This window comes from Gordonia hirsuta DSM 44140 = NBRC 16056, assembly GCF_000333015.1.
Classification (GTDB): Bacteria; Actinomycetota; Actinomycetes; order Mycobacteriales; family Mycobacteriaceae; genus Gordonia; species Gordonia hirsuta.
In genome coordinates this window covers 130,422-153,659 of sequence record NZ_BANT01000016.1, presented here as the reverse complement: position 1 = coordinate 153,659, position 23,238 = coordinate 130,422, and the positions used below count along the sequence as shown (strand labels likewise).

Here is a 23,238-nt window from a genome sequence, read left to right as displayed (position 1 = left end):
GACCGATCCGGCTGATCATATGCCGACCGGTGACCGCCGGTCGCAGGACGGCAGCCGTTCGTCGCACAGTCACCGGAAGCGACATGGCACGCAGTGCCATGCGGGGTAGAGTGAGGTGGACCACTGAATCCGTATGGCTGCAAGGAAGATCACTGCGATGACCATGTCCGATGGACTCGACACCCCGCTCTCCCCGCTGCACTTTCTGTACCGATCGGCGCAGGTGCACCCGACCAAGCTCGCGGTGATCGACGGCGGCCGCCGCCTCAGCTATGCCGAACTGGCCGCCGATGTGCAGCTGCTGGCCGATGCGCTGGCCGCCTCGGGGGTGCAGCCCGGCGACAAGGTGGCGTATCTGGCCACCAACTCCCTGGAACTGCTGGCCGCGCACTTCGCGGTGCCGCTGGCCGGCGGGGTGCTGGTGGCCATCAATACCCGGCTGGCACCCGATGAGGTCCGCTACATCTGCGATCACTCGGGCGCGGTGCTGCTGATCGGCGACGGTCCGCTGCTGGCCGGTCTGGGCGAGGTCGAGTTCGCGACCGTGCGCGAGATCGTCGAGACGCCCAGTCAGGAGGGGGAGTACCTGGGTGCCCAGGGCCGTGAAGGCGTCGTTCGGTACGACGCGCTGATGGCACGGGGCGACGGCGGCGCCCAGCGCGCCTGGGAGGTCGCCGACGAGAACACGGTGATCTCGCTGAACTACACCTCCGGCACCACCGGCCGTCCCAAGGGCGTCATGTACACCCATCGCGGCGCCTACCTGGCCTCGCTGGGCAACGTGGTCACCCAGGGCTTCTCCATCGACACCAACTACCTGTGGACGCTGCCGATGTTCCACTGCAACGGCTGGTGCGGTCCGTGGGCGCTGACGGCGGTCGCCGGAACCCACGTCTGCCTGCGGGCGGTGCGCGGGGACGATATGTGGCGGCTGATCGACGGGGAGAACATCAACCAGATGTCGGGAGCCCCCACCGTGCTGACCACTCTGGCCACCGCGCCGGAAGCCCATCCGATGCGCACGCCGATGGCCATCGCCACCGCCGGGGCTCCGCCGAGCCCGACGATCATCAAGGCCATCCATCACCTCGGCATCGAGATCGTGCACGTCTACGGTCTGACCGAGACGTACGGTCCGTATGCGGTCTGCGAACCCGATCCGAGCTGGTCGGAGCTCTCGGCCGATGAGCTGTCGGTGCGGATGGCCCGCCAGGGCGTGGGCATGCTCACCGCCGACCGGCTGCGCGTGGTGCTGCCGGATCTGGTCGACGGCCAGCTGGTCGACGTGGCCGCCGACGGCGCCCAGATGGGCGAGATCGTGATGCGCGGCAACGTGGTGATGAAGGGGTACTACGAGGACCCCGAACGCACCGCCGAGGCCTTCGCCGGCGGCTGGTTCCACTCCGGCGATCTGGGGGTGATGCACCCGGACGGCTATGTGCAGCTGCTCGACCGCGCCAAAGACGTGGTGATCTCCGGCGGCGAGAACATCTCCACGATCGAGGTGGAACAGGCCGTCGTGAGCCACCCCGAGGTAGCCGATGTGGCAGTCATCGGCGTGCCCGACGACAAGTGGGGCGAGCGGCCCAAAGCCTATGTGGTGCTCACCGAGGGCTCGACGCTGAGCCAGGACGAGGTGATCGCGCACGTCAAGAGCAAGATCGCCTCCTACAAGGCGCCGCGCGAGATCGAGTTCGTCGCCGAACTGCCCAAGACCTCCACCGGGAAGATCCGCAAAAACGAGCTGCGCGACGCCGCCTGGGGTGACACCCGCACCCGCATCCAGGGCTGATGCGGGTGCGGGGCCGGACCTGACGGCCTCGGGATGAGGCGGCCTCAGGAACGCGAGCTCACGCGGGTACCGGGTGTTCGCGCCGCAGGACGTCGACCAGGTTCGCGCAGAACGCCGGCAGGTCGTCGGGGTTGCGGCTGGAGACCAGGGTGTTGGGTCCCTTGCGGCACACCACGACCTCCTGGTCGACCCAGTCGGCGCCGGCGTTCTTCAGGTCCGTCGCCAGGCTCGGCCACGAGGTGATGTCGCGGCCGCGGACCACTCCGGCGTCGATCAGGGTCCACGGGCCGTGGCAGATCACCGCCACCGGCAGACCCCGGTTGAAGAAGTCCTGCACCAGCGCGACCGCTCCCGGAACGGTTCGCAGGTAATCGGGGTTGGCGACGCCGCCGGGCAGGACCAGGGCATCGAACTCGGTGGTATCGAGTTGATCGACGGTCTGGTCCACCGGGAAGCTGTCGCCGCGGTCGAGGTGGTTGAACGCCTGGATCTTGCCGGACACCGTCGACACCAGGACCGGCTCGGCCCCGGCATCGCTCACGGCCCGCCACGGCTGGACCAGCTCGACCTGCTCGACACCCTCGGGAGCGACCAGGAAGGCGACCTTGCGCGCGCCGGTCAGTGGCGCGTCCGGGTCGGGAGTCGCGGTGATGTCTTCTCGGCGGCCGTCATCGCTGAGCATGGGTGGCTCCCTGCTGCTCGGTGTGGGCAGCGGCGGTGTTCAGCTCACCGCCCGGTGTCTCCAGGTGGGCGCGGACCATCCAGTGGATCTGCTCCAGGTCGCGGGTGTGGCCGACGAGCAGGTCCTGGGTCACCTCGTCCAAGTCGCCGGTCGCATCCAGTGCCCGGCGGTAGCTGTCTAAGATCCCGTCGTAGACCACGTCGAGTGCGCCCAGGTGAGCGATCGCATCGGCGCGGCCCAGTTCGTAGTCGTCCCAGGAACGCTCGGCGACCAGCGCGCCGGGGGTGCCCACCGGTGATCCGCCCAGGGCGGCGATGCGTTCAGCGGTCTGGTCGACCATGGCGCGCACCGTCTCGACCTGTGGGTCGAGCATGGTGTGCACCGCGATGAAGTGCGGACCGACCACGTTCCAGTGCACGTGCTTGAGCGTCAGTGCCAGATCATTGAGCGCGTTGAGCCGGTCCTGCAGGACGGTGATCACCGCAGTGGCATCGCGCCGGGCTACACCGGGAAGAGTGAAATCGATCGAATCGGTATGGGTGGTACTTAAAGTCATTGTGCTGCTCCTTAGATCGTGGTGGCCGCCGCCACGACGGCCGGCCGGAAGGGGCCGGCCGCCGCAGGGGGGTCTACCTACCGCGGATCGGCCGGGTCAGCGTTCCTCGCGCAGATCGGCTTCGGTGTGCTTCGCATCGGCCTGCGCCTGGTGCTTGTCGGCTTCGGCGGCATGCCTGGCGCTGTCACGCTTGGCAGCCGCGGCCTTCTGCTCTTCGAGGCCCTGGCCGGTGACCTCTTCGTCGCCCATGACCTTGCCGGTCATCTCCTTGGCTTTACCCTTGACGCCCTCGACGACGCCGGCCAGACCTGTCTTTGCCTCGTCCTTATCCATGGCGAGTCTCCTTTCTGCTCCCGGAAAACGGGATGTGTCGGTCTTGCTCGGGTTTTCCGATCGTGCTCGTTCATTCAGCAAGAGGCACTGAGGACCTCTCGTGCACAGGGCTACCCGTCGCCGGTGGTCGCTAAACGCGGTGTCGTCGATGGTGTGCGGTGAGCCGTCGACGGTGTGCGGGCGACGGCCCCCGGACGGAAGGGCCCGGCCGGGAGGGCATGAAAAAGAGTCGTTCGGGGTATCCGGTGGACGTACCAGGCACGTTCACCACCACCGGCCGAGAGGCAGGAAGGAACGATGAGGATGCTGACCACGATGCGAAACCGGCCCGGAATGCTGCGCGGGGGCCTCGTGCTGCTGCCGGGGGCGACCGGCGCAGGACCCGATCGTCCGGCTCCGCCGCCGCCCGACCCAGAACCGGGCGCGCCGATGCCCGAACCCGAGCCGGTACCTGATCCGATGCCGCCCATCGCGCCGCCGGGTGCGCCGATCCCGCCGACCGAGCCGCCGGGCAAGCCCGGTGCTCCGCCCGCAGGCCCGGAGATCGATCCGCAGCCGCGCCCGGACCTGGTGTAAGCCGCCGGCGTCAGCCGAGTCCGGCCGGGGCCGGTGCTCCGACCTGCATTGCGCGCGGCACCGCGTCCCGGTAGAGCCGGGCGATCGCGGCGATCAGTGAGGGGTGCTCGCCGATGGGGCCGGCCACCGTGGCGCCGGGCCATACCGCATCCAGTTCCCGTTCGACCCGCTCGGTGAGCAGCCCCGCCGACAGGAACAGCGGGGAGGCGACGAGCTGGCGGGCCCCGCAGGCGCGCAGGTAGTCCGTGGCCGCGGCCATCACCGCGCCGTCGCGGCCCAGGCGGGTGGCGAAGACGGTGTGCACCGGCACCCCCAGCACCGCCGCCAGTTCCCGGCCGCGCTCGTGGATCGAGGCGTCGCTGGCCGGATCGGAGGAGCCGACCGCGTACAGCAGGACACCGTCGCCGGTGTGCGCCGACGGTGTCCGGCCCAGCGCCTGCTCGAGGCGCTCGATCAGCGCCGGCACCGGGGAATACCGCCCGACGATAGGGGTCTGGACCGGACGCAGCCGCGGGTTGCGCAGCCTGGCGGCCTCGAGCATCGCCGGCAGGTCGGTCTTGGAGTGGAAGCCGTCGCCGAACAGCAACGGAACCACCACCACCTCGCCGTCGAGGGCATCGAGCACATCGTCCAGGAGCGGGACGTTCAGGTCCAGGTAGGCCAGTTCCACCCGTACCCCGGGCAGGGCGCGCCGCACCGCATCGGTCACCCGCTCGGAGGTGGCCGCGAAGCGGACGTCACGGCTGCCGTGGGCCGCGAGCACCAGCACCGGGGAGTCCGTCGTCGGCAGACCAGGGCGCGTCGGCAGACCGGGGCGTGCCATCAGAGCAGGGCGGGCTCGAGCGGAGCCAGGTCCAGTGGGCCGAGGGCATCGCCGATCAGTCCGGCGCCCAGGGTGTTGCCGCCCTGCGGATCGATCAGCAGGAAGCTGCCGGTCTCCCGGTTCACCTGGTAGTCGTCGGCCGGGATGGGCTCGGCGGTCATCAGCGCGATACGGCCGATCTGGTTGAGCTCCACGGTCTCGGGGGCCTCGATCAGCGCCAGGTTCTGTTCGTCGAACAGCGCCTGCAGCTCGCCGATGATCACCTGGGTGGTCTTGGTGCCGTGCTTGAGCAGCAGCCGGGCACCCGTGCGCAGCGGCTTATCGCCCAGCCAGCAGACGGTGGCGGTGAACTGCTGAGCCGCCTCGGGAGCGTCGGCGGCCGCCGCGATCAGATCCCCGCGCGAGATGTCGATGTCGTCGCTCAGCAGCAGGGTGACGCTGCGGCCGGCGTGCGCGCTGGCCAGTTCACCGTCGGGAGTGTCGATCTTGGCGATCCGGGACCGCTGCCCGGAGGATGCCACCACGATCTCGTCGCCCACGCTGACGGTGCCGGCAGCCACCTGACCGGCGTACCCGCGGTAATCGGGGTAGTCGGCGGTGCGCGGCCGGATCACGTACTGCACCGGGAACCGCAGCCCCATGTCCCCGCGGCGGGCGGCGGCGCCCTGCTCGTTGGGCACCGACTCCAGATGCTCGATCAGCGTCGGCCCGGTGTAGAACGGGGTGCGCGCCGAGCGGTGGGCGATGTTGTCCCCGTGCAGCGCCGAGACCGGGATCTCCAGCACCTGCTCGTCGGCGTAGCCCAGCGACCGCGTGATGGCGGCGAACTCGGTCGAGATCTCGGCGAACACCGCGGCCGGATCGTCGACCAGATCGATCTTGTTGACCGCCAGCACCAGCTGCGGAACCCCCAGCAGGGCCATCACCGCGGCATGGCGGCGGGTCTGCGCGACGACGCCGTTGCGCGCATCGACCAGCAGGATCACCAGCTGGGCGGTGGAGGCACCGGAGACGGTGTTGCGGGTGTACTGCACGTGCCCGGGGGTGTCGGCGAGTACGAAGCTGCGCGCCGGGGTGGCGAAGTAGCGGTAGGCCACATCGATGGTGATGCCCTGTTCGCGTTCGGCGCGTAGGCCGTCGACCAGCAGCGACAGATCCGGGGTGTCCATCCCGCGGTCGACCGAGGCCTTGGTGACCGCGTCGATCTGGTCGGCCAGCACCGACTTGGTGTCGTACAGCAGGCGGCCGACCAGGGTCGATTTGCCGTCGTCGACGCTGCCGGCGGTCGCGATGCGCAGCAGGTCGCCGCCATCTGTCAGGGTGGGAGCGGTCATCAGAAGTATCCTTCGCGTTTGCGGTCTTCCATGGCGGCCTCGGAGACGCGGTCGTCGCCGCGGGTGGCGCCGCGTTCGGTCAGTCGGGAGGCGGCGACCTCGGCCAGGACGGCCTCGTTGTCGGCGGCCTCCGAGAGCACCGCACCGGTGGTGGAGCCGTCGCCGACGGTGCGGTAGCGCACCGTGCGGGTCTGCACCGCCTCGTCCTCGCGGGGGCCGCCCCACGGGCCGGCGGTCATCCACATGCCGTCGCGCTGGTACACCTGGCGTTCGTGGGCGTAGTACAGCGGCGCCAGCAGCACCTGTTCGCGGGCGATGTAGCGCCACACGTCCAGTTCGGTCCAGTTGCTCAGCGGGAACACCCGCACATGCTCGCCCGGGGCGTGCCGGCCGTTGTACAGGTTCCACAGCTCCGGGCGCTGCCGCTTGGGATCCCACTGCCCGAAGGCGTTGCGCAGGGAGAAGATCCGCTCCTTGGCGCGGGCGCGCTCCTCATCGCGGCGGGCCCCGCCGAAGACCGCGTCGAACCGGTTCTCGCCGATCGCATCCAGCAGCGGGATGGTCTGCAGCGGATTGCGGATGCCGTCGGGCCGCTCGGACAGCCGGCCGTCGCCCAGGTACTCCTCGACACTGGCCACATGCAGCCGCAGATTGTGGCGCTCGACGATCTCGTCGCGAAAGCGCAGGATCTCCGGCAGGTTGTGCCCGGTGTCCACGTGCAGCAGCGAGAACGGCAGCGGCGCCGGCCAGAAGGCTTTGAGCGCCAGATGCAACAGCAGAGTGGAGTCCTTGCCGCCGGAGAACAGGATCACCGGCCGCTCGAATTCGCCGGCCACCTCGCGGAAGATGTGGATGGCCTCGGACTCCAGGGCGTCGAGGGTGGTGAAGCCGCCGGCCGGGTGCGCGGCGGCGTCGTTCCCGATGGTCAGGTCCAGGGATTCGGTGGTGATACTCATGAGGCGTGCAACCCGCATTCTGTCTTGGTGCGCCCGGCCCAACGGCCACTGCGCGGATCGGCTCCGGGAGCTGGTTTGGCGGTGCAGGGGGCGCACCCGATCGACGGATAGCCGTCATCGACCAGCGGATTGACCAGGACACCGTGGGTGTCGATGTAGTGCTGGAACTGCTCATCGGTCCAGGCGGCCAGGGGATTGATCTTGACCAGACCGAACCCCTCGTCGAAGGAGATGAGCGGGGCGTCGGCGCGGGTGGGCGATTCGGCCCGGCGGATCCCGGTCACCCACGCGCGGTAGGGGGCCAGGGCGGCCTGCAGCGGCACCACTTTGCGCAGCCGGCAGCATTCGGCGGGGTCGCGGGCGAACAGATCCTTGCCCAGCAGCCGGTCCTGCTCGGCGACGGTGTGCTCGGGTGTGACGTTGATCAGGTCCAGGTCGTAGACGTCGACGACGGCGTCGCGGGTGCCCAGCGTCTCGGCGAAGTGGTAGCCGGTGTCCAGGAACAGCACCTTGAGGCGTTCGTGGTGGACGGTGGCCGGGTCGATGGCCTTGCTGGCGACGTCGATCAGCACGGCGTCCTGCATATTGGCCGCGATCACGAAGTCGCTGCCGAAGATCTCGGCGGTCCAGCGCAGCAGCTCGTCGGCCGAGGCGTCCGGCCCCAGGAGGCGGGCGCCGGCGGCGGCGATCTCGCGCAGGTGGGCGGTTTCCAACGTGGTGGGCATATCAGTCACCTCTCACTGGAGTTCGGCGTCGTCGGCGCGCACGGCCCACTGGGCGAAGCGTTCGCCCGGGTGGCGGCCGGCGATGAAATTGCGGACCAGGCGCTCGATGTAGTCGATCGAGTCGTCGGCGTAGATCTTGTGCTGGCGCAGCTTGCGGCCGAAGCCGCTGTCGAAGCCCAGCGCCCCGCCCAGGTGAACCTGGAAGCCCTCGACGGCGTTGCCCTCGCCGTCGTCGATCAGCTGGCCCTTGAGGCCGATATCGGCCACCTGCACGCGGGCGCAGGAGTTGGGGCAGCCGTTGAAGTTGATGGTGATCGGGACGTCGAGCTGCTCGTTGAGCTCGGCCAGCCGCGATTCCATCTCCGGTACCAGCGCCTGGCTGCGGCTGCGGGTCTCGGTGAAGCTGAGCTTGCAGAACTCCAGGCCGGTGCAGGCGATCAGGTTCCGGCGCCAGCGCGAGGGCCGGGCGGTCAGGCCCACGGCCTCCAGATCCGCCTCGAGCCCGGCGATGGCGTCCTCGGGCACGTTGATCACGACCAGCTTCTGATACGGGGTCAGCCGCACCGCGTCGGCGCCGGCCCGCTCGACGGCGTCGGCCACGGCCAGCAGCGCCGTATCCGACAGCCGCCCGGACACCGCCGAGAAACCGACCGCGAAGCGGCCGTTGGTCTGGGCGGTGATGCCCACGTGGTCGATCGGCTGGGTGGGGGCCTCCGGCGCCGGGCCGTCCAGGAGCGGACGCTTGAGGTATTCGGTCTCCAGGACCTCGCGGAACTTCTCGGTGCCCCAGTCCTTGATCAGGAACTTCAGCCGCGCCTTGGACCGCAGGCGGCGGTAGCCGTAGTCGCGGAACGCCGCCACGACGGCCTCCCAGACGTCGGGGACCTCCTCCAGCGGCACCCAGGCGCCCAGGCGCTGGGCCAGCATCGGGTTGGTCGACAGACCGCCGCCGACCCACAGGTCGAAGCCGGGACCGTGTTCGGGATGGACCACGCCGACGAAGGAGACGTCGTTGATCTCGTGGCACACGTCCTGCTGGCCGGAGACGGCCGTCTTGAACTTGCGGGGCAGGTTGGCATAGCTCGGATCGCCGATGTAGCGGCGTTTGATCTCGGCGATCGCCGGGGTCGCGTCGATCACCTCGTTGGGCGAGAGCCCGGCCAGCGGGGAGCCGAGCATGCCGCGGGGGCAGTCGCCGCAGGCTTCGGTGGTGTCCAGGCCCACCTCGTCCAGGCGCCGCCAGATCTCCGGGACGTCGCCGATCTGGATCCAGTGGTACTGGATGTTCTGCCGGTCGGAGACATCGGCGGTGCCGCGGGCGAAATCGCGGGAGATCCCGCCCAGTGCGCGCAGCTGGCGCACATCCAGGTGCCCGCCGTCGGTGCGCACCCGCATCATGAAGTAGGGGGCCTCGAGCATGTCGATGTTGTCGTCGCCGGTGAAGGTGCCGTCGTAGCCTTCGGCGCGCTGGGTGTACAGGCCCATCCAGCGGAAGCGGCCGCGCAGATCGGTCTTGTCGATCTGGTCGAAGGTGCCGTGGGAGTACAGGTCGATGATCCGGCGGCGGACGTTGAGCGGGTTGTCGTCCTTCTTGACCTGCTCGTTGGGGTTGAGCGGCTCGCGGTAGCCCAGGGCCCACTGGCCTTCGGTGCGGCGCTTGGCCGGGCGGGCCCGTGTGCGGGCCGGGGCGGGGGTGTGCGCTGCCGGAGGCGGGGGTGTCTGGGTCGCCGCGGCGGTGCCGCCGAGCTCGTCGGGGGTGGTGAGGGTCATGGGTGTCTCCTCGCGTGCGGTGCGATCACCGGCACGCGTCGTGGGGGCTGGCCAACTCGGGGAACGGGGTTCGGCGGCGGCATCGGTCGATCACACGTGCCGGCGGGGGCCGGGACGGGGAGATCGGGAGCCTGAGGGGGAGCCGAACGGACTAGGGCAGACACGATGCGCTGTCGCAGCGCATGAGGTCGATGTGCCGCCGTGCGATGAGGCGGACGCCCGTAGTAGTCACGCAAGCCATGCTGCCACGGGGCCGGGGCGCGGGCCTAACCTGGACGCATTTATATGCAGCCTGATTTTAACTGCGGTCGTGCGCATCGGACACAATGGAGGCATGTCCCTGCGCGCGCCGTCGATCCCGTTGTCCGAGGAGGCCGCGGCGCGGCTGGGCCAGACCGACCCGCAGCGCCCGTTCGGGCTGTACCTGCACGTCCCGTTCTGTGCCACCCGCTGCGGATACTGCGATTTCAACACCTATACCGCCGGGGAACTGGGCAGCTCGTCGTCGCCGGAGAGCTGGGCGCAGGCGGTGCGCCGGGAACTGGAGGCGGCTGCGGCCCGGCTCGCCCCGGCCCGTCCGGTGGAGACGATCTTCGTCGGCGGCGGCACCCCGTCGCTGCTGGGGGCGCCCGGACTGGCGCAGCTGCTGGACGCGGTGCGCGCCTCGTTCGACCTGGCGCCGGATGCGGAGATCACCACCGAATCCAATCCGGAGTCCACCTCGCCGGAGTTCTTCGCCGGGCTGCGCGAGGCCGGCTACACCCGGATCTCCCTGGGCATGCAGTCGGCGGCCCCGCATGTGCTGGCGGTGCTTCAGCGCCGCCACACCCCCGGCCGGGCGCTGGCCGCGGCCCGCGAGGCCGCCGCCGCCGGATTCGAGCACCTGAACCTGGACCTGATCTACGGGACGCCGGGGGAGACCGACGAGGACCTGGCCGCTTCCCTGGACGCGGTGCTCTCGGTGCCCGTCGACCACGTCTCGGCGTACGCCCTGATCGTGGAGGACGGCACCGCCTTCGCCCGCAAGGTGCGCCGCGGCGAGGTCCCGATGCCCGACGATGATGTCCTGGCGGCCCGCTACGAACAGATCGATGCGCGGCTGCGCGCGGCCGGACTGGACTGGTACGAGGTGTCCAACTGGGCTCGCCCGGGCGGACAGTGCAGGCACAACGAGGCCTACTGGCGCAGCGACGACTGGTGGGGCATCGGGCCGGGCGCGCACTCGCACATCAACGGTGTGCGTTTCTGGAACCAGAAGCATCCGGCCACCTATGCCGCGTCCGTGGAGGGCGGCGGCCTGGCGATCGGCGGCTTCGAGATCCTCGACGCGGAGGACGCGCACACCGAGTCGGTGATGCTGGCGCTGCGGATGCGCGACGGACTGCCGGCGGAGGAACTGTCCGGCGGCGAGCGCCGGCGCGCACAGCGGGCCGTCGACGACGGGCTGCTGACCGTGGACGGCGGCGCCTATGTGCTCACCGATCGGGGGCGGCTGCTGGCCGACGGGGTCATTCGCGACATCTTGGTGGACTGAGCTCGCGGTGGGGTCAGATCGCGGTGGGCTGAGCAGGCGCGGCGCTTGCTTGACCTGTCAACGCGGCGCTCGATTCGCAGACGCGGCGTTCCGGGCGCGGACGCGGCGCTCGGCTGCAGACGCGGCCTTCGCGGGGGCCGCGTCCGGATCCGGCGCCGCGTCTACCCGACGAGGGCCGCGTTCAGGTACCCAGGGCCGCGTCCGTGCAACCAGCGCCGCGTCCGAGCAGCGAGCGCCGCGGCCGAGCGGGATCAGTCGGCGCGGTGGCGGGCGGGGCGGGCGCGCCGGGGGTTCACCGGGCGCGGCGGCGGACCGCCGGCGGTGGGGTAGAGCGGGCCGGTGACGGCGATGTCGGGGACCTCGTCGTCGTCGACGGGCCGGGCCACCGGGATGGTGCCCCCGCTGCCGATGATCTCGTCGAGGTCGAGCAGCCGGGCGTGCACGAGGGTGCGGTTACGCAACGCCGAGCGCACCGCCCGATGCAGTCCGTTTTCCAGATACAGCTCGCCGCGGTAGTGGACCACATGGGCGAACAGATCGCCGTAGAAGGTCGAATCCTCCGACAGCAGCTTGTCCAGCGCCAGCACCGAGGTGACGGTGATCAGCTGATCGAGGCGGAACTGGCGCGGCGGGATCTGGGCCCAATCGCGGGCGGTCAGGCCCAGGGCCGGGTACGGCCGGCCGTCCTGAACGCCTTTGAAGATCATCGCGACTCGGGTCCTTTGCATCGATTCACTAGAATTGTGTCGACTCACTGTAAGCACAAGGCCCGATAGGAGGTGTCCAAGAGTGTCCAGCACCGACGATCGCCGCTTCGAAATCCTGCGCGCGATCGTGACCGACTTCGTCGCCACCCACGAGCCGATCGCGTCGAAAGCGCTGGTAGACCGGCACAATCTCGGTGTCTCCAGTGCCACGGTTCGCAACGATATGGCGGTTCTCGAGGCCGAGGGGCTCATCATCCAGCCGCACACCAGCTCCGGCCGGGTGCCCACCGACAAGGGGTACCGCCTGTTCGTCGACCGCATCCACGAGGTCAAACCGCTGTCGGCGCCCGAGCGCCGCGCGATCCTGAGCTTCCTGGACACCGGCGTCGACCTCGACGATGTGCTGCGCCGCAGCGTCCGGCTGCTGTCGGAACTGACCAATCAGGTCGCGGTGATCCAGTACCCGGTGCTCTCCTCGGCGCGGGTACGGCACCTGGAGGTGGTCGCGCTGGGCGCGACCCGCCTGCTGCTGGTGGTCATCACCGACACCGGCCGGGTCGAACAGCGGATGGTCTCCCTGAGCGATCCGCTCAACGACGACGAGCTGTCTCGCGTGCGCCATCTGTTCGGGGCCGCCCTGGACGGCAAACGCCTGGCTGAGGCCAGCGCCGCCGTGGCCGTCCTCACCGATGATGCGCCGCCGGAGGTGCAGCGGCCGATCCTGGAGATCGCGACCGTGCTGATCGAGACTCTCGTCGAACGTCCCGAGGACCGGCTGGTGCTGGGCGGGACGTCGAACCTGGCGCGCAGCGCCGGTGACTTCGCTCCGGCGACCGGCGGAATGGACTCGGTCCTGGAGGCGTTGGAAGAGCAGGTGGTGATTCTGAAGCTGCTCACGCATGCGCGCGAGAGTGACAGTGTCATCGTGCAGATCGGCGAGGAGACGCTGGTGGAGAACCTGCGCAGTACCTCGGTGGTCTCGACCGGGTACGGTGCTTCGGGCACCGTCTTCGGCGGTGTCGGCGTTGTCGGGCCGACCCGGATGGATTACCCGGGCACCATGGCCGCGGTGGCCGCGGTGGCCCGATACGTCGGCGAAGTACTCGCCGACCGCAGTTGAAGTGTTGAGCAAAGGAAGTCTTTCGCGTGGCGCGTGACTACTACGGAATCCTCGGGGTCGCCCGGGGTGCCTCCGACCAGGACATCAAGCGGGCCTACCGGCGGCTCGCCCGGGAGTTGCATCCCGACGTCAATCCGACGCAAGAGGATCGCTTCAAAGAGATCACCACCGCCTACGAGGTGCTGTCGGATCCGAACAAGCGCCGCATCGTCGACGCTGGCGGCGATCCGCTGGCGGGCCCGGGCGGAATGGGCGGTTTCGGCGGCGGCGACTTCGGCGGCCTCGGCGACATCTTCAACACCTTCTTCGGCGGGGGCGGCGGTGGTTTCGGCGGCCGCGGCCCCCGCGGGCGGGTGCGTCCGGGAGAACGCGGCTACGCCAAGGTGACCCTGGATCTGGACGAGATCGCCGCCGGTGCCGAACGCGAGATCACCATCAACACCGCGGTCCTGTGCGAGATCTGCGACGGCGACGGCACCCGCGGCGACTCCACGCCCACCAGCTGCCCCACCTGCAAGGGGCACGGTGAGATCCAGACGGTGCAGCGTTCGATCCTGGGCAATGTGATGTCGGTGCGCGAATGCCCCGAATGCCGCGGCGCCGGTGAGGTGATCACCGATCCGTGCCTGAACTGCGGTGGCGACGGCCGGGTCCGCGCCCAGCGCAGCCTGACCGTGCAGATCCCCGCCGGGGTGGAGCACGGGATGAACGTGCGCCTGGCCGGCCAGGGCGAGGTGGGTCCGGGCGGCGGCCCGGCCGGCGATCTGTTCGTCGAGATCCACGAGCGCCCCAACGATGTCTTCGTCCGCGATAAGGACGATCTGCACTGCACCGTGCGCGTGCCGATGACCGACGCCGCCCTGGGCGCGCAGATCGAGATCGACACCGTCCTGGACAGCACCGCGACCGTGCACATCGATCCGGGCACCCAGCCCGGTGAGGTGATCACCGTCAAGGGCAAGGGCCTGCCGCACCTGAACACCGGTCTGCGCGGGCACCTGCACGCCCACCTGGAGGTGGTGGTCCCGGCCAAGCTGGACTCGACGCAGAGCGATCTGCTGCGCCGGCTCAAGGAGTCCGGGAACGACGAGGTCGAACTGGTCACCGCCTCCTCCAAGGGCGATGCGAAAAAGGGCGTCTTCAGCAAACTCCGCAACGTCTTCGCCGGCCGATGACACCGCCGGTCTTCTGGGTCGACGAGGTCCCGCGCGCCGGTGAGAGCGTGACGGTGACCGGCCCGGAAGGCCGCCACGCGGTCACCGTCACCCGGATCAAAGCCGGTGCGCCGGTGATCCTGGGGGACGGCCGCGGCACCCGCGCCGACGGCACCGTCACTGGGATCGACGGCAAGGACCGGTTCACCGTCCGGGCCGGACGGGTGGAATTCCAGGCGCGCCCCACCCCGCTGGTGACGGTGGTGCAGGCGCTGCCCAAATCCGACCGCGCCGACCTGGCCGTGGACCTGATGACCGAGGCCGGTGTCGACGAGATCGTGCCCTGGCAGGCCGCGCGCAGTATCGCCCGCTGGTCGGGCAGCCGTGCGGCCAAGGGCGTCGACAAGTGGCGCACCGTCGCGGCCACCGCAGCCAAACAGGCCCGCCGGCCGTGGATCCCGCAGGTGCACGAGCTGTCCACCACCATCGGCGTGCGGGACCTGTGCGCGCGGGTGCACGCCGACGGCGGCGTGGTGGCCCTGCTGCACGAAGAGGGGGCCGTGCCCTTTCGCAGTATCGATTTCACCGAGGCCGCCGAGGTGGTGCTGGTGATCGGCCCCGAAGGCGGCCTCACCGACGAAGAGATCGCCGACCTGACCGCCCTGGGTGGGCGTTCGGTGGTGCTCGGACCGGAAGTGCTGCGCACCGCCGCGGCCGGAGCGGTCGCGCTGGGCGCCCTGGGCGCGGTGACCGACCGCTGGAGCCGGTGACGCCGATGCCCGTGCGCCGCGTCAAGATCGCCTACGGCCCGAACCCGGACCAGTTCGGGCACCTCTACCTGCCCGACCGGCCGCTGACCGAGGCGCCGGGCACGCCGCTGGTGGTGATGATCCACGGCGGCTCCTGGTCCACCGAGTTCTCCCTGACCATCAACACCGCGGTGGCCCGCGACCTGGCCGGCCGCGGCGCGGTGGTCTGGAACATCGAGTACCGGCGCGCCGATCCGGCCACCGGCGCCCCGGCCGCCGGTGACGCCGCGGCAGCGTCGTCGAGCGTGTGGCCCCGGTGCGGCAACGATGTGATCGCCGCGCTGGAGGCGCTGGACGGTCCGGTCGCCGACGCGCTGGCCACCGCCGGAATCGGCGTCGACCGCCGCGAGGTGGCCGCCGTCGGGCATTCGGCGGGCGGTCACCTGGCGGTGTGGGCGGTGGCGCAGCTGGGCGGACGCACGGCGCGTCACCGGATCGGCACCGTCGTTCCGCAATCGGCGGTGCTGGACTTCACCTTCCCGGGTGTGCGGGACAAACCCTCGGTGCGCCGGCTGCTGGGGGCGACCTACGAGGCCGCCCCGGGCCGCTATGCACAGGCGTCGGCGGCGCAGGCGCCGGTGGTCGATGCGCTGATCGCGCTGGTGCACACCGGCCAGGACGAGTCGGTGCCGGTCGAGCTGAGCCGGCACTATGCGCAGCAGGCCGCCGGCCGCGGTCAGCGCGCCACGCTGGTGGAGGTTCCCGGCGATCACGCCGCCTTCCTCGACACCGGCAGCCCCGCGTACCGGGCGACGCTGCGGACCCTCGGCCTGTGACCGGCGGCCGGGATAGAATCAACGCAATCGCCCCGCGGCACGCGCCCGCGGAGAACAAGGAGCTGAACGCCTTCGTGAGTGACGACAATCCCGCGGTCCGCGAGGTGACCTCGACCATGGAGATCCCCCAGGAACTGGTGGTGGGGCTGCTGGGGACGGTCGATGTGAACCTGCGGACCCTCGAGTCACAACTGCCGGCGCAGGTGCATGTGCGCGGAAACCGGCTCTCGCTGACCGGTACGCCGCCGGAGGTCGCCTCCGCCGAACGGGTGATTGCCGAGCTGGTGAAGCTGGTGCGCACCGGCACCCCGCTGACCCCGGACCTGATCCGCGAATCGATGACGATCCTGCAGGACGAGGCCGTCGCCGATTCGCCCGCGCAGGTGCTGAGCCTGGACATCATCAGCCGCCGCGGCAAATCGATCCGCCCCAAGACGCTCAACCAGAAGCGCTATGTCGACGCCATCGACGCCAACACCATCGTCTTCGGGCTCGGCCCGGCCGGCACCGGCAAGACCTATCTGGCGATGGCCAAGGCCGTGCAGGCGCTGCAGCACAAAGACGTCTCCCGCATCATCTTGACCCGGCCCGCGGTGGAGGCCGGCGAGCGCCTGGGCTTTCTGCCCGGCTCGCTCAGCGAGAAGATCGACCCCTATCTGCGGCCGCTGTACGACGCGCTGCACGACATGATGGAACCGGAGACCATCCCCAAACTGATGGAAGCCGGCGTGATCGAGGTGGCGCCGCTGGCGTATATGCGCGGGCGCACCCTCTCCGATGCGTTCATCATCCTCGACGAGGCGCAGAACACCACCGGCGAGCAGATGAAGATGTTCCTGACCCGCCTGGGTTTCGACTCCAAGATGGTCGTCACCGGCGATGCCACCCAGGTGGATCTGCCCGGCGGCGCCCAGAGTGGACTGCGGACGGCCACCCGCATCCTCGAGGGCATCGACGACATCCACTTCTCCCATCTGACCAGCGCCGATGTGGTCCGGCACCGGCTGGTCGCCGATATCGTCGACGCTTACGGGCGTGATGAGGAGAGCGGCGGTGGCAACCGGGCCCAGCGCCGCGCCGGCGGCGAACGCCGCCTCGGCCACGGAGGCCACCGGCGATGACCATCGAACTGTTCAACGAATCAGGTGTGGACGCCCCCGACGACCAGATCATCGAGGTGGCCCGCTTCGCCCTGGGCGCCATGGACGTGCACCGGGGTGCCGAGCTGTCGATCCAGCTGGTGGATCTGGACACGATGGCCGATCTGCACGTGCAGTGGATGGACCTGCCCGGGCCCACCGATGTGATGAGTTTCCCGATGGACGAGCTGACCCCGGGCGGACGCCCGGATGCGGCCGAACCGGGCCCGGCGATGCTCGGCGACATCGTGCTGTGCCCCGAATTCGCGGCCGATCAGGCCAAGAAGCAGCGGCACTCCTACGAACACGAGCTGGCGGTGCTGACCGTGCACGGCGTGCTGCATCTGCTGGGTTTCGATCACGCCGAGCCTGCCGAAGAGGCCGAGATGTTCGGGCTGCAGAACCAGATCCTGCGGGACTGGTACGACGCCCGCGAAGCGCGGCTGCAGGCCCGCAAACAGGCGGAGAAGGACCGTCGCCTGATGCGGGACCTGGGCTTCGACGCCGACGCCGGCCGCGACTGAGCCGATGCTGCGCGACCTCGTCCTGCTGCTGCTGGCGGTCCTGTTCACCTTCATGGCCGGGCTGCTGGCGGCGATCGATACGGCGTTGAGCACCGTGTCGGTGGCCCGCATCGAAGACCTGGTGCGCACCGATCGCGGCGGCGCCAAGCGGCTGGCCACCATCGTGGAGCAGCGGCCCACCTACGTCGGTCTCACGGTGCTGCTGCGGATCGGTTTCGAGACCGCCTCGACGGTGCTGGTGGCGATCATCGCCGTCGAACACCTGGGACTGACCTGGGGTGTGGTGACCGCGGTGCTGGTGATGATGGTGGTCACCTTCGTGGCGGTCGGGGTCGGACCGCGCACCCTGGGCCGGCAGAACGCGTACACCATCTCGCTGATCGCCGGACCGTTCCTGACCGCGACCGGGGTGCTGCTGCGGCCGGTCACCCGCCTGCTGATCCTGCTGGGTAATGCGCTCACCCCCGGCGGCGGCTTCCGGAACGGCCCGTTCGCCACCGAAATGGAGGTGCGCGAGGTGGTGGACCTGGCGCAGTCGCAGGGCGTGGTCGACGACGACGAACGGCGGATGATCCAGTCGGTCTTCGAGCTCGACGAGACCAATGCCCGCGAGGTGATGGTGCCGCGGCCGGAGATCGTGTGGATCGAGTCGGACAAGTCGGCCACCCAGGCGCTGAGTCTGGCGGTGCGGTCGGGGCATTCGCGGATTCCGGTGATCGGCGAGAACCCCGACGACATGCTCGGGGTGGTGTACCTGAAGGACATCGTGCAGCGCATGCTGCCGCAGGGCACCGTCCAGACCGGTATGACGGTGGCCGAACTGATGCGTGAGCCGTGGTTCGTCCCCGACTCCAAACGGCTCGACGACCTGCTCGAGGCGATGCAGGCCGAACACAACCACATGGCGCTGCTGGTCGACGAGTACGGCGGTATCGCCGGGCTGGTGACGATCGAGGATGTGCTCGAGGAGATCGTCGGGGAGATCGCCGACGAGTACGACGTCGATGAGCGCGCCCCCATCGAGCAGATCGAGGAGGACGTCTACCGGGTCTCCTCGCGGCTGCCGGTGGAGGATCTGGGTGAGCTGTTCGGGATCGAGATCGACGACGACGAGGTCGAGACCGTCGGCGGCCTGATGGCGCTGAAACTCGGACGCGTGCCGCTGCCGGGCACCCGGGTCAAGACGGAGGGACTGCTGCTGACCGGTGAAGGCGGCCCCAACCGGGTCGGCCGCCAGCGCATCACCTCGGTGCTGGTGCGCCGCACACGCGAGGACGCCGGTGCCGAGCAGCCCGAGAAGTCTGCCAAGCCCGAGAAGCCGGACGGCTCCGGCAGGGGCGCGGAGGCGAACCGAGATAAGACCGGAACCGGGCAGGGCGACGCCAGGGAACGGAAGAAACGCGGAGCGGACGAATCCGCGGAGCGGACGAAGGAGACCAGCGGTGAGTGACGAACGACGGGGAGAAGACGTGCCGGGGGAAGACCTGCCGGGTGAGGACGAGTTCCGGTCGGGGTTCGTCTGCTTTGTCGGCCGGCCCAACACCGGCAAGTCGACGCTGACCAATGCGCTCGTCGGCGACAAGATCGCGATCACCTCCAACCGTCCGCAGACCACCCGCCACACCATCCGCGGCATCGTGAACCTGCCGGCGGCCCAACTGGTGCTGGTCGACACCCCCGGTCTGCACCGCCCGCGCACCCTGCTGGGCAAGCGCCTGAACGAACTGGTCCTGGACACCTTGTCCGAGGTCGACATCATCTGCCTGTGCATACCGGCTGATGAGGCGATCGGGCCCGGCGACAAGTGGATCATCGAGCAGATCCGGCCGCTGGAGAAGCGCACCAAGGTGGTCGGCATCGTCACCAAACTCGACAAGGTGGGACCCGGGAAGGTCGCGCAGCAGCTGATGGCGCTGTCGGAGCTGCTCGGCCCGGCCGCCGAGGTGATCCCGGTATCGGCCAAGTCCGGTAAGCAGCTCGACGTGCTGACCGATCTGCTGGTCTCGGCGTGCGAGCCGGGACCAGCATTCTACCCGGACGGGGAGCTGACCGATGAGCCCGAAGAGGTGCTGATGGCCGAGTTCATCCGCGAAGCCGCCCTGGAGGGTGTACGCGATGAACTGCCGCATTCGCTGGCGGTCACCATCGAAGAGGTGATCGAACGCGAGGACTCCGATCCGCCGATGGTCGACGTGCACGCGCTGCTCTACGTCGAACGGGACAGCCAGAAGGGGATCATCATCGGGCACCGCGGTGCGCGCCTGAAGGAGGTCGGCACCGTCGCCCGCCAGCAGATCGAGAAGCTGCTGGGATGCCGGGTGTACCTGGATCTGCACGTCAAGGTGGCCAAGGACTGGCAGCGCGATCCGAAGCAACTGGGCCGCCTGGGTTTCTAACGGGGACCGGTGCCCGTTTCCTGCCCACCGAAACGGCGACGGCGGGGCAGAATGAGACGACAAGGTGCGCGCCGAAGGTGCGTGCACCGATGAGGAGAGCAGGTCATGGTGCGGTTTCTGCTGAGTGTGTTGGTCAATCTGGTGGCCGCGGCGCTGGCCTTCCTGTTCACGTCGTGGCTGGTGTCCGGTTTCAACCTGTCGGTGGGCGGCTTCTTCCTCGCCGTGGTGATCTTCGCCGCGCTGCAGTCGGTGCTGAGTCCGCTGATCTTCAACGTCGCCCGCAAATACGCCTCCACGGTGCTCGGCGGCGTCGGCCTGATCGCGACCCTGCTGGCGCTGTGGATCACCACGCTGGTCAGCGGGGCGCTGAGCATCAACGGGGTGTCGGCGTGGATCTCGTCGATGGTGGTGGTCTGGCTGGTCAGCGTGCTGGTCACCTGGCTGCTTGATTTCGTGGTGCTGCGCAGCTGGTGGGATCGTCGCCAGTCCGCCCACGCCGAGAACGCGGCCGCCGATGCGGCGCTGGCGCGACGTGAGGCCAAGAAGAAGTAGTGACCCGCCCGGTGGGTCGAGGCACCGTGATGTCGCCGGTCGGTGAGAGAATGTCGCGGTGAGGAATTACCAGGACGAGGCGGTGGTGATCCGTCAGCACAAGCTGGGCGAGGCCGACCGCATCATCACCTTCCTCACCGCCGAACACGGCCTGGTCCGGGCCGTGGCCAAGGGGATCCGCCGCACCCGCTCCAAGTTCGGGGCGCGGCTGGAACCGTTCGCGCACGTGGACGTGACCTTTTATCCCGGACGCAATCTGGACATCGTGACCGGAGTGCACACCCTCAACGCCTTCAGTGAGGCGATGGCGCAGGACTATTCGCGGTACACCACCGCCTGCGCGGTGCTGGAGACCGCCGAACGGCTGGCCGGTGAGGAACGCGCTCCGGCGCTGCAGCTGTACCGGCTGACCGTCGGTGCGCTCACCGCCCTGGCCGAGGATCGTCGCGACCGGCAGTTGATCCTGGACGCCTTCCTGCTGCGGGCGATGAGTTCGGCCGGCTGGGCGCCGGCGCTGAACATCTGTGCGCGCTGCGCCAATTCCGGTCCGCACAAGGCTTTTCATGCCGCCGCCGGCGGGGCGGTGTGCGTGTACTGCCGTCCGGCCGGCTCGGCGACCCCGTCGGTGGGGGTGCTGGAGGTGATGGAGGCGCTGGCGTACGGGCATTGGGACCATGTCGCCGAGGCCACCGAATCGCAGCAGCGTCAGGCCACCGGGCTGATCGCCAACCACCTGCAGTGGCATCTGGAGCGGCGGCTGCGGACGCTGCCGCTGATCGAACGTCAGGCAGCCGTCTCGCAGTGACGCCGGCGGGGCCGTCGGCCCGCCTGGACCGTCGGCCCCGGCCGGACCGTCGGACCGGTCTGGAGGCGACAGGTCCGACGGGGCCGGTGATCTCGGTCGATCAGCGGTGCTGGAAGTCCGGGTCGCGCTTCTCGACGAAAGCGGCCATGCCCTCGGTCTGATCCTGGGTGGCGAAGGTCGAGTAGAACAGGCTGCGTTCGGTGCGCACGCCCTCGGTGAGTCCGGATTCGAAGGCGCGGTTGACGGCCTCCTTGGCCAGCGCCGAGGCGATCGCCGACTTGCCGGCGATGGTGCCGGCGACCTCCAGGGCCGCGGGCAGCACATCGTCGTCGGCGACCATCCGGGAGATCAGCCCGAGGCGGTCGGCCTCGTCGGCCTTCATATTGCGGCCGGTCAGGATCATGTCCATCGCCTTGGCCTTACCGATGGCGCGGGTCAGCCGCTGTGAGCCGCCGATGCCGGGGATCACACCGAGGTTGATCTCCGGCTGACCGAAGGTGGCCGATTCGCCGGCGATGATCAGGTCGCACAGCATCGCCAGTTCGCAGCCGCCGCCGAGCGCGTAGCCGCTGACCGCGGCGATGGTCGGGGTGCGCAGGCTCGCCAGGCGGTCCCACCGGCTGAAGAACTGCTCGGTGCTCATCTCGCTGAAGTCCTTGACCGACATCTCCTTGATGTCGGCGCCGGCGGCGAAGGCCCGCTGCGAGCCGGTGATCACGATCGCGCCGATCGCGGGATCGGCGTCGAAGGCCTCGGCGGCGTCGACCACCTCGTTCATCAGCTCGGTGTTGAGTGCGTTGAGGGCCTTGGGCCGGTTGAGGGTGATCAGGCCGGTGCGGTCGCGGACCTCCACCAGAATCGTGTTGTAGTCAGTCATGCGATCTCCTTGGTTCGGTGCGTTCAGCACGTGCGAGTGGTCTCGGACGTTCGGGTGCTCTGGGGGCGGTCAGTCGGTCAGGTCGAGTTCGAGGCCGTCGGGCAGCGCCCGGGTGAACGACTCGACGTCGGCCGGGCTGATCTGGTCGGCGGTCCGTGCCCACTGCGGTTGACCGTCCTTATCGATCACCTTGGCACGGATCCCCTCGGCCAGGTCGGGGTACTGCAGGCAGCGCAGGGACGTCCGGTACTCGCGGTGCAGAGACTCGCGCAGGGAGCGGTCGCTGCGGGCGGCACGCAGGGCGTGCAGAGTCACCGCCAGCGCCATCGGGGAGCCGCCCGCGATCGCGGTGGCGGCCTTGTCCAGCTCGGGCACATCCGAGCCGGTGAGCCGGTCGACGATCTGGGCGATGTCGTCGCCGGCGAAGGCGTGGGCGATCTGCGGTGCCAGTCCGGCCAGCGCGGACTCGGGGGCCGCTTCGGCGTGGGCGGTCAGTGCCTCGTCGACGGGCTGCTGCGCCAGTGCGGACAGCAGCCCGGGCAGCGACTGGGTGGGCACATAGGCGGTGGCCAGACCCAGCGCGAGGACATCGGCACCGGACAGGTTCTTCGAGGTCAGTGCCGCGTAGGTGCCCAGCTCGTCGTCCAGGCGGGAGAGCAGCCAGGTGCCGCCGACGTCGGGGACCAGGCCGATACCGACCTCGGGCATGGCCAGCCGGGTGCGCTCGGTGGCGATGCGGTGGGAGACGTGGCCGGAGATGCCCACGCCGCCGCCCATCACGATGCCGTCCATCACCGCCAGGATCGGCTTGGGGTAGTCGGCCAGCCGGGCGTTGAGCCGGTACTCGTCGCGCCAGAACTCGGCCGAGGCGGTGGCGGCTGCGGCGGCATCGTCGTCGTTGCCGGCCAGTGCGGCGGCATCCCGGTGGATGGCGACGATATCGCCGCCGGCGCACAGACCGCGCTCGCCGGCACCGGTGATGACGACGGTCTGCACCTGCGGGTCGTGCTCCCACTCGTCGAGGGCGCGCGCCATCACCTGAACCATCTGGTGATCGAGCGCGTTGATCGCCCGCGGCCGGTTCAGCGTGAGCCGTCCCGCCCGCCCGTCGACCTCGACGATCACCGATGCATCCTGGCCTGGATCCGCACTCATCTACCGCTCCTTTTCACGCCGCTGTCGTACCGACGGGCGTCCGCCGGTGGACACGGTTGTGGTCAAGTCTGATCTGTGCCCATCGTGGTGCGTGCGGCGCCGGGGGTCAACGTGCACATTCGCACCGGCGGGGAGCGCAAATG

Annotated in this window: 24 protein-coding genes; 13 read left to right on the top strand and 11 right to left on the bottom strand. The window is 69.6% G+C overall.

Annotated features, from left to right (window positions below; all coding sequences use genetic code 11):
* Window positions 1-157 precede the first annotated feature (157 nt).
* A complete protein-coding gene (locus GOHSU_RS06820) occupies window positions 158-1,792 on the top strand; it encodes an AMP-binding protein (RefSeq protein WP_005938822.1) in 1,635 nt (544 codons plus the stop codon).
* 58 nt (window positions 1,793-1,850) lie between these two features.
* On the opposite strand, the gene GOHSU_RS06815 is transcribed toward GOHSU_RS06820, so the two are convergent.
* The 3 genes from GOHSU_RS06815 to GOHSU_RS06805 all read right to left on the bottom strand — a co-directional run bounded on the left by GOHSU_RS06815 (window position 1,851) and on the right by GOHSU_RS06805 (window position 3,363).
* Window positions 1,851-2,474 (bottom strand): type 1 glutamine amidotransferase domain-containing protein, encoded by a 624-nt coding sequence (locus tag GOHSU_RS06815; protein ID WP_005938819.1) that lies wholly within the window; start codon window positions 2,472-2,474, stop codon window positions 1,851-1,853.
* The gene (locus GOHSU_RS06810; protein ID WP_005938816.1) at window positions 2,461-3,030 is read right to left on the bottom strand and encodes a Dps family protein; all 570 of its coding nucleotides are present in this window, start codon (window positions 3,028-3,030) and stop codon (window positions 2,461-2,463) included. Before GOHSU_RS06810 ends, GOHSU_RS06815 begins: the two co-directional genes overlap by 14 nt.
* Before the next feature lie 96 nt (window positions 3,031-3,126).
* A complete protein-coding gene (locus GOHSU_RS06805; protein ID WP_005938813.1) occupies window positions 3,127-3,363 on the bottom strand; it encodes a hypothetical protein in 237 nt (78 codons plus the stop codon).
* Window positions 3,364-3,660: 297 nt separating this feature from the next.
* Here GOHSU_RS06805 and GOHSU_RS06800 point away from each other — a divergent pair, with 297 nt between their 5' ends.
* Window positions 3,661-3,939, top strand: a complete 279-nt coding sequence (locus tag GOHSU_RS06800; protein ID WP_155820999.1) for a hypothetical protein — start codon at window positions 3,661-3,663, stop codon at window positions 3,937-3,939.
* A gap of 10 nt (window positions 3,940-3,949) precedes the next feature.
* Here the strand turns inward: GOHSU_RS06800 and GOHSU_RS06795 are convergent, their stop codons facing one another.
* The 5 genes from GOHSU_RS06795 to GOHSU_RS06775 are packed head-to-tail and all read right to left on the bottom strand — an operon-like array spanning window position 3,950 to window position 9,547.
* On the bottom strand, window positions 3,950-4,762 hold the full coding sequence (locus GOHSU_RS06795) for a sirohydrochlorin chelatase (RefSeq protein WP_051139546.1): 813 nt from the start codon (window positions 4,760-4,762) through the stop codon (window positions 3,950-3,952).
* Window positions 4,762-6,096, bottom strand: coding sequence for a sulfate adenylyltransferase subunit 1 (locus GOHSU_RS06790; RefSeq protein WP_005938804.1), 1,335 nt, complete (start codon window positions 6,094-6,096; stop codon window positions 4,762-4,764). The genes GOHSU_RS06795 and GOHSU_RS06790 overlap by 1 nt, the downstream gene beginning before the upstream one ends.
* Window positions 6,096-7,052, bottom strand: coding sequence for a sulfate adenylyltransferase subunit CysD (gene cysD / locus GOHSU_RS06785; protein ID WP_005938801.1), 957 nt, complete (start codon window positions 7,050-7,052; stop codon window positions 6,096-6,098). Before cysD ends, GOHSU_RS06790 begins: the two co-directional genes overlap by 1 nt.
* Window positions 7,049-7,777: a phosphoadenylyl-sulfate reductase gene (locus GOHSU_RS06780; protein WP_005938799.1), complete on the bottom strand. Its 729-nt coding sequence runs from the start codon at window positions 7,775-7,777 to the stop codon at window positions 7,049-7,051. The genes cysD and GOHSU_RS06780 overlap by 4 nt, the downstream gene beginning before the upstream one ends.
* A 12-nt stretch (window positions 7,778-7,789) precedes the next feature.
* Entirely contained in the window at window positions 7,790-9,547 is a 1,758-nt protein-coding gene (locus GOHSU_RS06775) for a nitrite/sulfite reductase (protein ID WP_005938797.1), read from the bottom strand.
* Between the two features lie 334 nt (window positions 9,548-9,881).
* On the opposite strand from GOHSU_RS06775, the gene hemW reads away from it, so the two are divergent.
* Window positions 9,882-11,081, top strand: a complete 1,200-nt coding sequence (gene hemW, locus GOHSU_RS06770) for a radical SAM family heme chaperone HemW (RefSeq protein WP_005938795.1) — start codon at window positions 9,882-9,884, stop codon at window positions 11,079-11,081.
* A 251-nt stretch (window positions 11,082-11,332) separates the two neighbouring features.
* On the opposite strand, the gene GOHSU_RS06765 is transcribed toward hemW, so the two are convergent.
* A complete protein-coding gene (locus GOHSU_RS06765; RefSeq protein ID WP_005938793.1) occupies window positions 11,333-11,788 on the bottom strand; it encodes a type II toxin-antitoxin system VapB family antitoxin in 456 nt (151 codons plus the stop codon).
* Window positions 11,789-11,870: 82 nt separating this feature from the next.
* Between GOHSU_RS06765 and hrcA the strand changes: the two genes are divergently transcribed.
* From hrcA to recO, 10 genes are all read left to right on the top strand, one after another.
* Entirely contained in the window at window positions 11,871-12,908 is a 1,038-nt protein-coding gene (gene hrcA, locus GOHSU_RS06760) for a heat-inducible transcriptional repressor HrcA (protein WP_005938789.1), read from the top strand.
* A gap of 26 nt (window positions 12,909-12,934) precedes the next feature.
* Window positions 12,935-14,083 (top strand): molecular chaperone DnaJ, encoded by a 1,149-nt coding sequence (dnaJ, locus tag GOHSU_RS06755; protein WP_005938785.1) that lies wholly within the window; start codon window positions 12,935-12,937, stop codon window positions 14,081-14,083.
* The gene (locus tag GOHSU_RS06750; RefSeq protein WP_005938782.1) at window positions 14,080-14,832 is read left to right on the top strand and encodes a 16S rRNA (uracil(1498)-N(3))-methyltransferase; all 753 of its coding nucleotides are present in this window, start codon (window positions 14,080-14,082) and stop codon (window positions 14,830-14,832) included. The genes dnaJ and GOHSU_RS06750 overlap by 4 nt, the downstream gene beginning before the upstream one ends.
* A 5-nt stretch (window positions 14,833-14,837) precedes the next feature.
* Complete coding sequence (locus GOHSU_RS06745; RefSeq protein ID WP_005938779.1) at window positions 14,838-15,647, top strand: alpha/beta hydrolase; 810 nt, start codon at window positions 14,838-14,840, stop codon at window positions 15,645-15,647.
* Window positions 15,648-15,763: 116 nt separating this feature from the next.
* Complete coding sequence (locus GOHSU_RS06740; protein ID WP_081597737.1) at window positions 15,764-16,768, top strand: PhoH family protein; 1,005 nt, start codon at window positions 15,764-15,766, stop codon at window positions 16,766-16,768.
* Entirely contained in the window at window positions 16,765-17,310 is a 546-nt protein-coding gene (gene ybeY / locus GOHSU_RS06735; RefSeq protein ID WP_005938773.1) for an rRNA maturation RNase YbeY, read from the top strand. Before GOHSU_RS06740 ends, ybeY begins: the two co-directional genes overlap by 4 nt.
* Window positions 17,311-17,314: 4 nt before the next feature.
* Window positions 17,315-18,760 (top strand): hemolysin family protein, encoded by a 1,446-nt coding sequence (locus tag GOHSU_RS06730; RefSeq protein WP_005938771.1) that lies wholly within the window; start codon window positions 17,315-17,317, stop codon window positions 18,758-18,760.
* Window positions 18,753-19,706 (top strand): GTPase Era, encoded by a 954-nt coding sequence (gene era / locus GOHSU_RS06725; protein ID WP_005938767.1) that lies wholly within the window; start codon window positions 18,753-18,755, stop codon window positions 19,704-19,706. Before GOHSU_RS06730 ends, era begins: the two co-directional genes overlap by 8 nt.
* A 105-nt stretch (window positions 19,707-19,811) precedes the next feature.
* Window positions 19,812-20,258 (top strand): phage holin family protein, encoded by a 447-nt coding sequence (locus GOHSU_RS06720; protein ID WP_005938764.1) that lies wholly within the window; start codon window positions 19,812-19,814, stop codon window positions 20,256-20,258.
* 58 nt (window positions 20,259-20,316) lie between these two features.
* The gene (gene recO / locus GOHSU_RS06715; RefSeq protein ID WP_005938762.1) at window positions 20,317-21,063 is read left to right on the top strand and encodes a DNA repair protein RecO; all 747 of its coding nucleotides are present in this window, start codon (window positions 20,317-20,319) and stop codon (window positions 21,061-21,063) included.
* A gap of 100 nt (window positions 21,064-21,163) precedes the next feature.
* Here the strand turns inward: recO and GOHSU_RS06710 are convergent, their stop codons facing one another.
* Both GOHSU_RS06710 and GOHSU_RS06705 read right to left on the bottom strand, forming a co-directional pair.
* Window positions 21,164-21,940: an enoyl-CoA hydratase gene (locus GOHSU_RS06710; RefSeq protein WP_005938759.1), complete on the bottom strand. Its 777-nt coding sequence runs from the start codon at window positions 21,938-21,940 to the stop codon at window positions 21,164-21,166.
* Window positions 21,941-22,009: 69 nt separating this feature from the next.
* Entirely contained in the window at window positions 22,010-23,095 is a 1,086-nt protein-coding gene (locus tag GOHSU_RS06705) for an enoyl-CoA hydratase/isomerase family protein (protein WP_005938756.1), read from the bottom strand.
* Between the last annotated feature and the right edge of the window lie 143 nt (window positions 23,096-23,238).

What these genes read in the sequence shown, in the direction of transcription:
- GOHSU_RS06820 (WP_005938822.1), top strand. Translation starts at nt 158, where the DNA reads ATGACCATGTCCGATGGACTCGACACCCCGCTCTCCCCGCTGCACTTT.
- GOHSU_RS06815 (WP_005938819.1), bottom strand. Translation starts at nt 2,474, where the DNA reads ATGCTCAGCGATGACGGCCGCCGAGAAGACATCACCGCGACTCCCGAC.
- GOHSU_RS06810 (WP_005938816.1), bottom strand. Translation starts at nt 3,030, where the DNA reads ATGACTTTAAGTACCACCCATACCGATTCGATCGATTTCACTCTTCCC.
- GOHSU_RS06805 (WP_005938813.1), bottom strand. Translation starts at nt 3,363, where the DNA reads ATGGATAAGGACGAGGCAAAGACAGGTCTGGCCGGCGTCGTCGAGGGC.
- GOHSU_RS06800 (WP_155820999.1), top strand. Translation starts at nt 3,661, where the DNA reads ATGAGGATGCTGACCACGATGCGAAACCGGCCCGGAATGCTGCGCGGG.
- GOHSU_RS06795 (WP_051139546.1), bottom strand. Translation starts at nt 4,762, where the DNA reads ATGGCACGCCCCGGTCTGCCGACGCGCCCTGGTCTGCCGACGACGGAC.
- GOHSU_RS06790 (WP_005938804.1), bottom strand. Translation starts at nt 6,096, where the DNA reads ATGACCGCTCCCACCCTGACAGATGGCGGCGACCTGCTGCGCATCGCG.
- cysD (WP_005938801.1), bottom strand. Translation starts at nt 7,052, where the DNA reads ATGAGTATCACCACCGAATCCCTGGACCTGACCATCGGGAACGACGCC.
- GOHSU_RS06780 (WP_005938799.1), bottom strand. Translation starts at nt 7,777, where the DNA reads ATGCCCACCACGTTGGAAACCGCCCACCTGCGCGAGATCGCCGCCGCC.
- GOHSU_RS06775 (WP_005938797.1), bottom strand. Translation starts at nt 9,547, where the DNA reads ATGACCCTCACCACCCCCGACGAGCTCGGCGGCACCGCCGCGGCGACC.
- hemW (WP_005938795.1), top strand. Translation starts at nt 9,882, where the DNA reads ATGTCCCTGCGCGCGCCGTCGATCCCGTTGTCCGAGGAGGCCGCGGCG.
- GOHSU_RS06765 (WP_005938793.1), bottom strand. Translation starts at nt 11,788, where the DNA reads ATGATCTTCAAAGGCGTTCAGGACGGCCGGCCGTACCCGGCCCTGGGC.
- GOHSU_RS06750 (WP_005938782.1), top strand. Translation starts at nt 14,080, where the DNA reads ATGACACCGCCGGTCTTCTGGGTCGACGAGGTCCCGCGCGCCGGTGAG.
- GOHSU_RS06745 (WP_005938779.1), top strand. Translation starts at nt 14,838, where the DNA reads ATGCCCGTGCGCCGCGTCAAGATCGCCTACGGCCCGAACCCGGACCAG.
- GOHSU_RS06740 (WP_081597737.1), top strand. Translation starts at nt 15,764, where the DNA reads ATGGAGATCCCCCAGGAACTGGTGGTGGGGCTGCTGGGGACGGTCGAT.
- ybeY (WP_005938773.1), top strand. Translation starts at nt 16,765, where the DNA reads ATGACCATCGAACTGTTCAACGAATCAGGTGTGGACGCCCCCGACGAC.
- GOHSU_RS06730 (WP_005938771.1), top strand. Translation starts at nt 17,315, where the DNA reads ATGCTGCGCGACCTCGTCCTGCTGCTGCTGGCGGTCCTGTTCACCTTC.
- GOHSU_RS06720 (WP_005938764.1), top strand. Translation starts at nt 19,812, where the DNA reads ATGGTGCGGTTTCTGCTGAGTGTGTTGGTCAATCTGGTGGCCGCGGCG.
- GOHSU_RS06710 (WP_005938759.1), bottom strand. Translation starts at nt 21,940, where the DNA reads ATGACTGACTACAACACGATTCTGGTGGAGGTCCGCGACCGCACCGGC.
- GOHSU_RS06705 (WP_005938756.1), bottom strand. Translation starts at nt 23,095, where the DNA reads ATGAGTGCGGATCCAGGCCAGGATGCATCGGTGATCGTCGAGGTCGAC.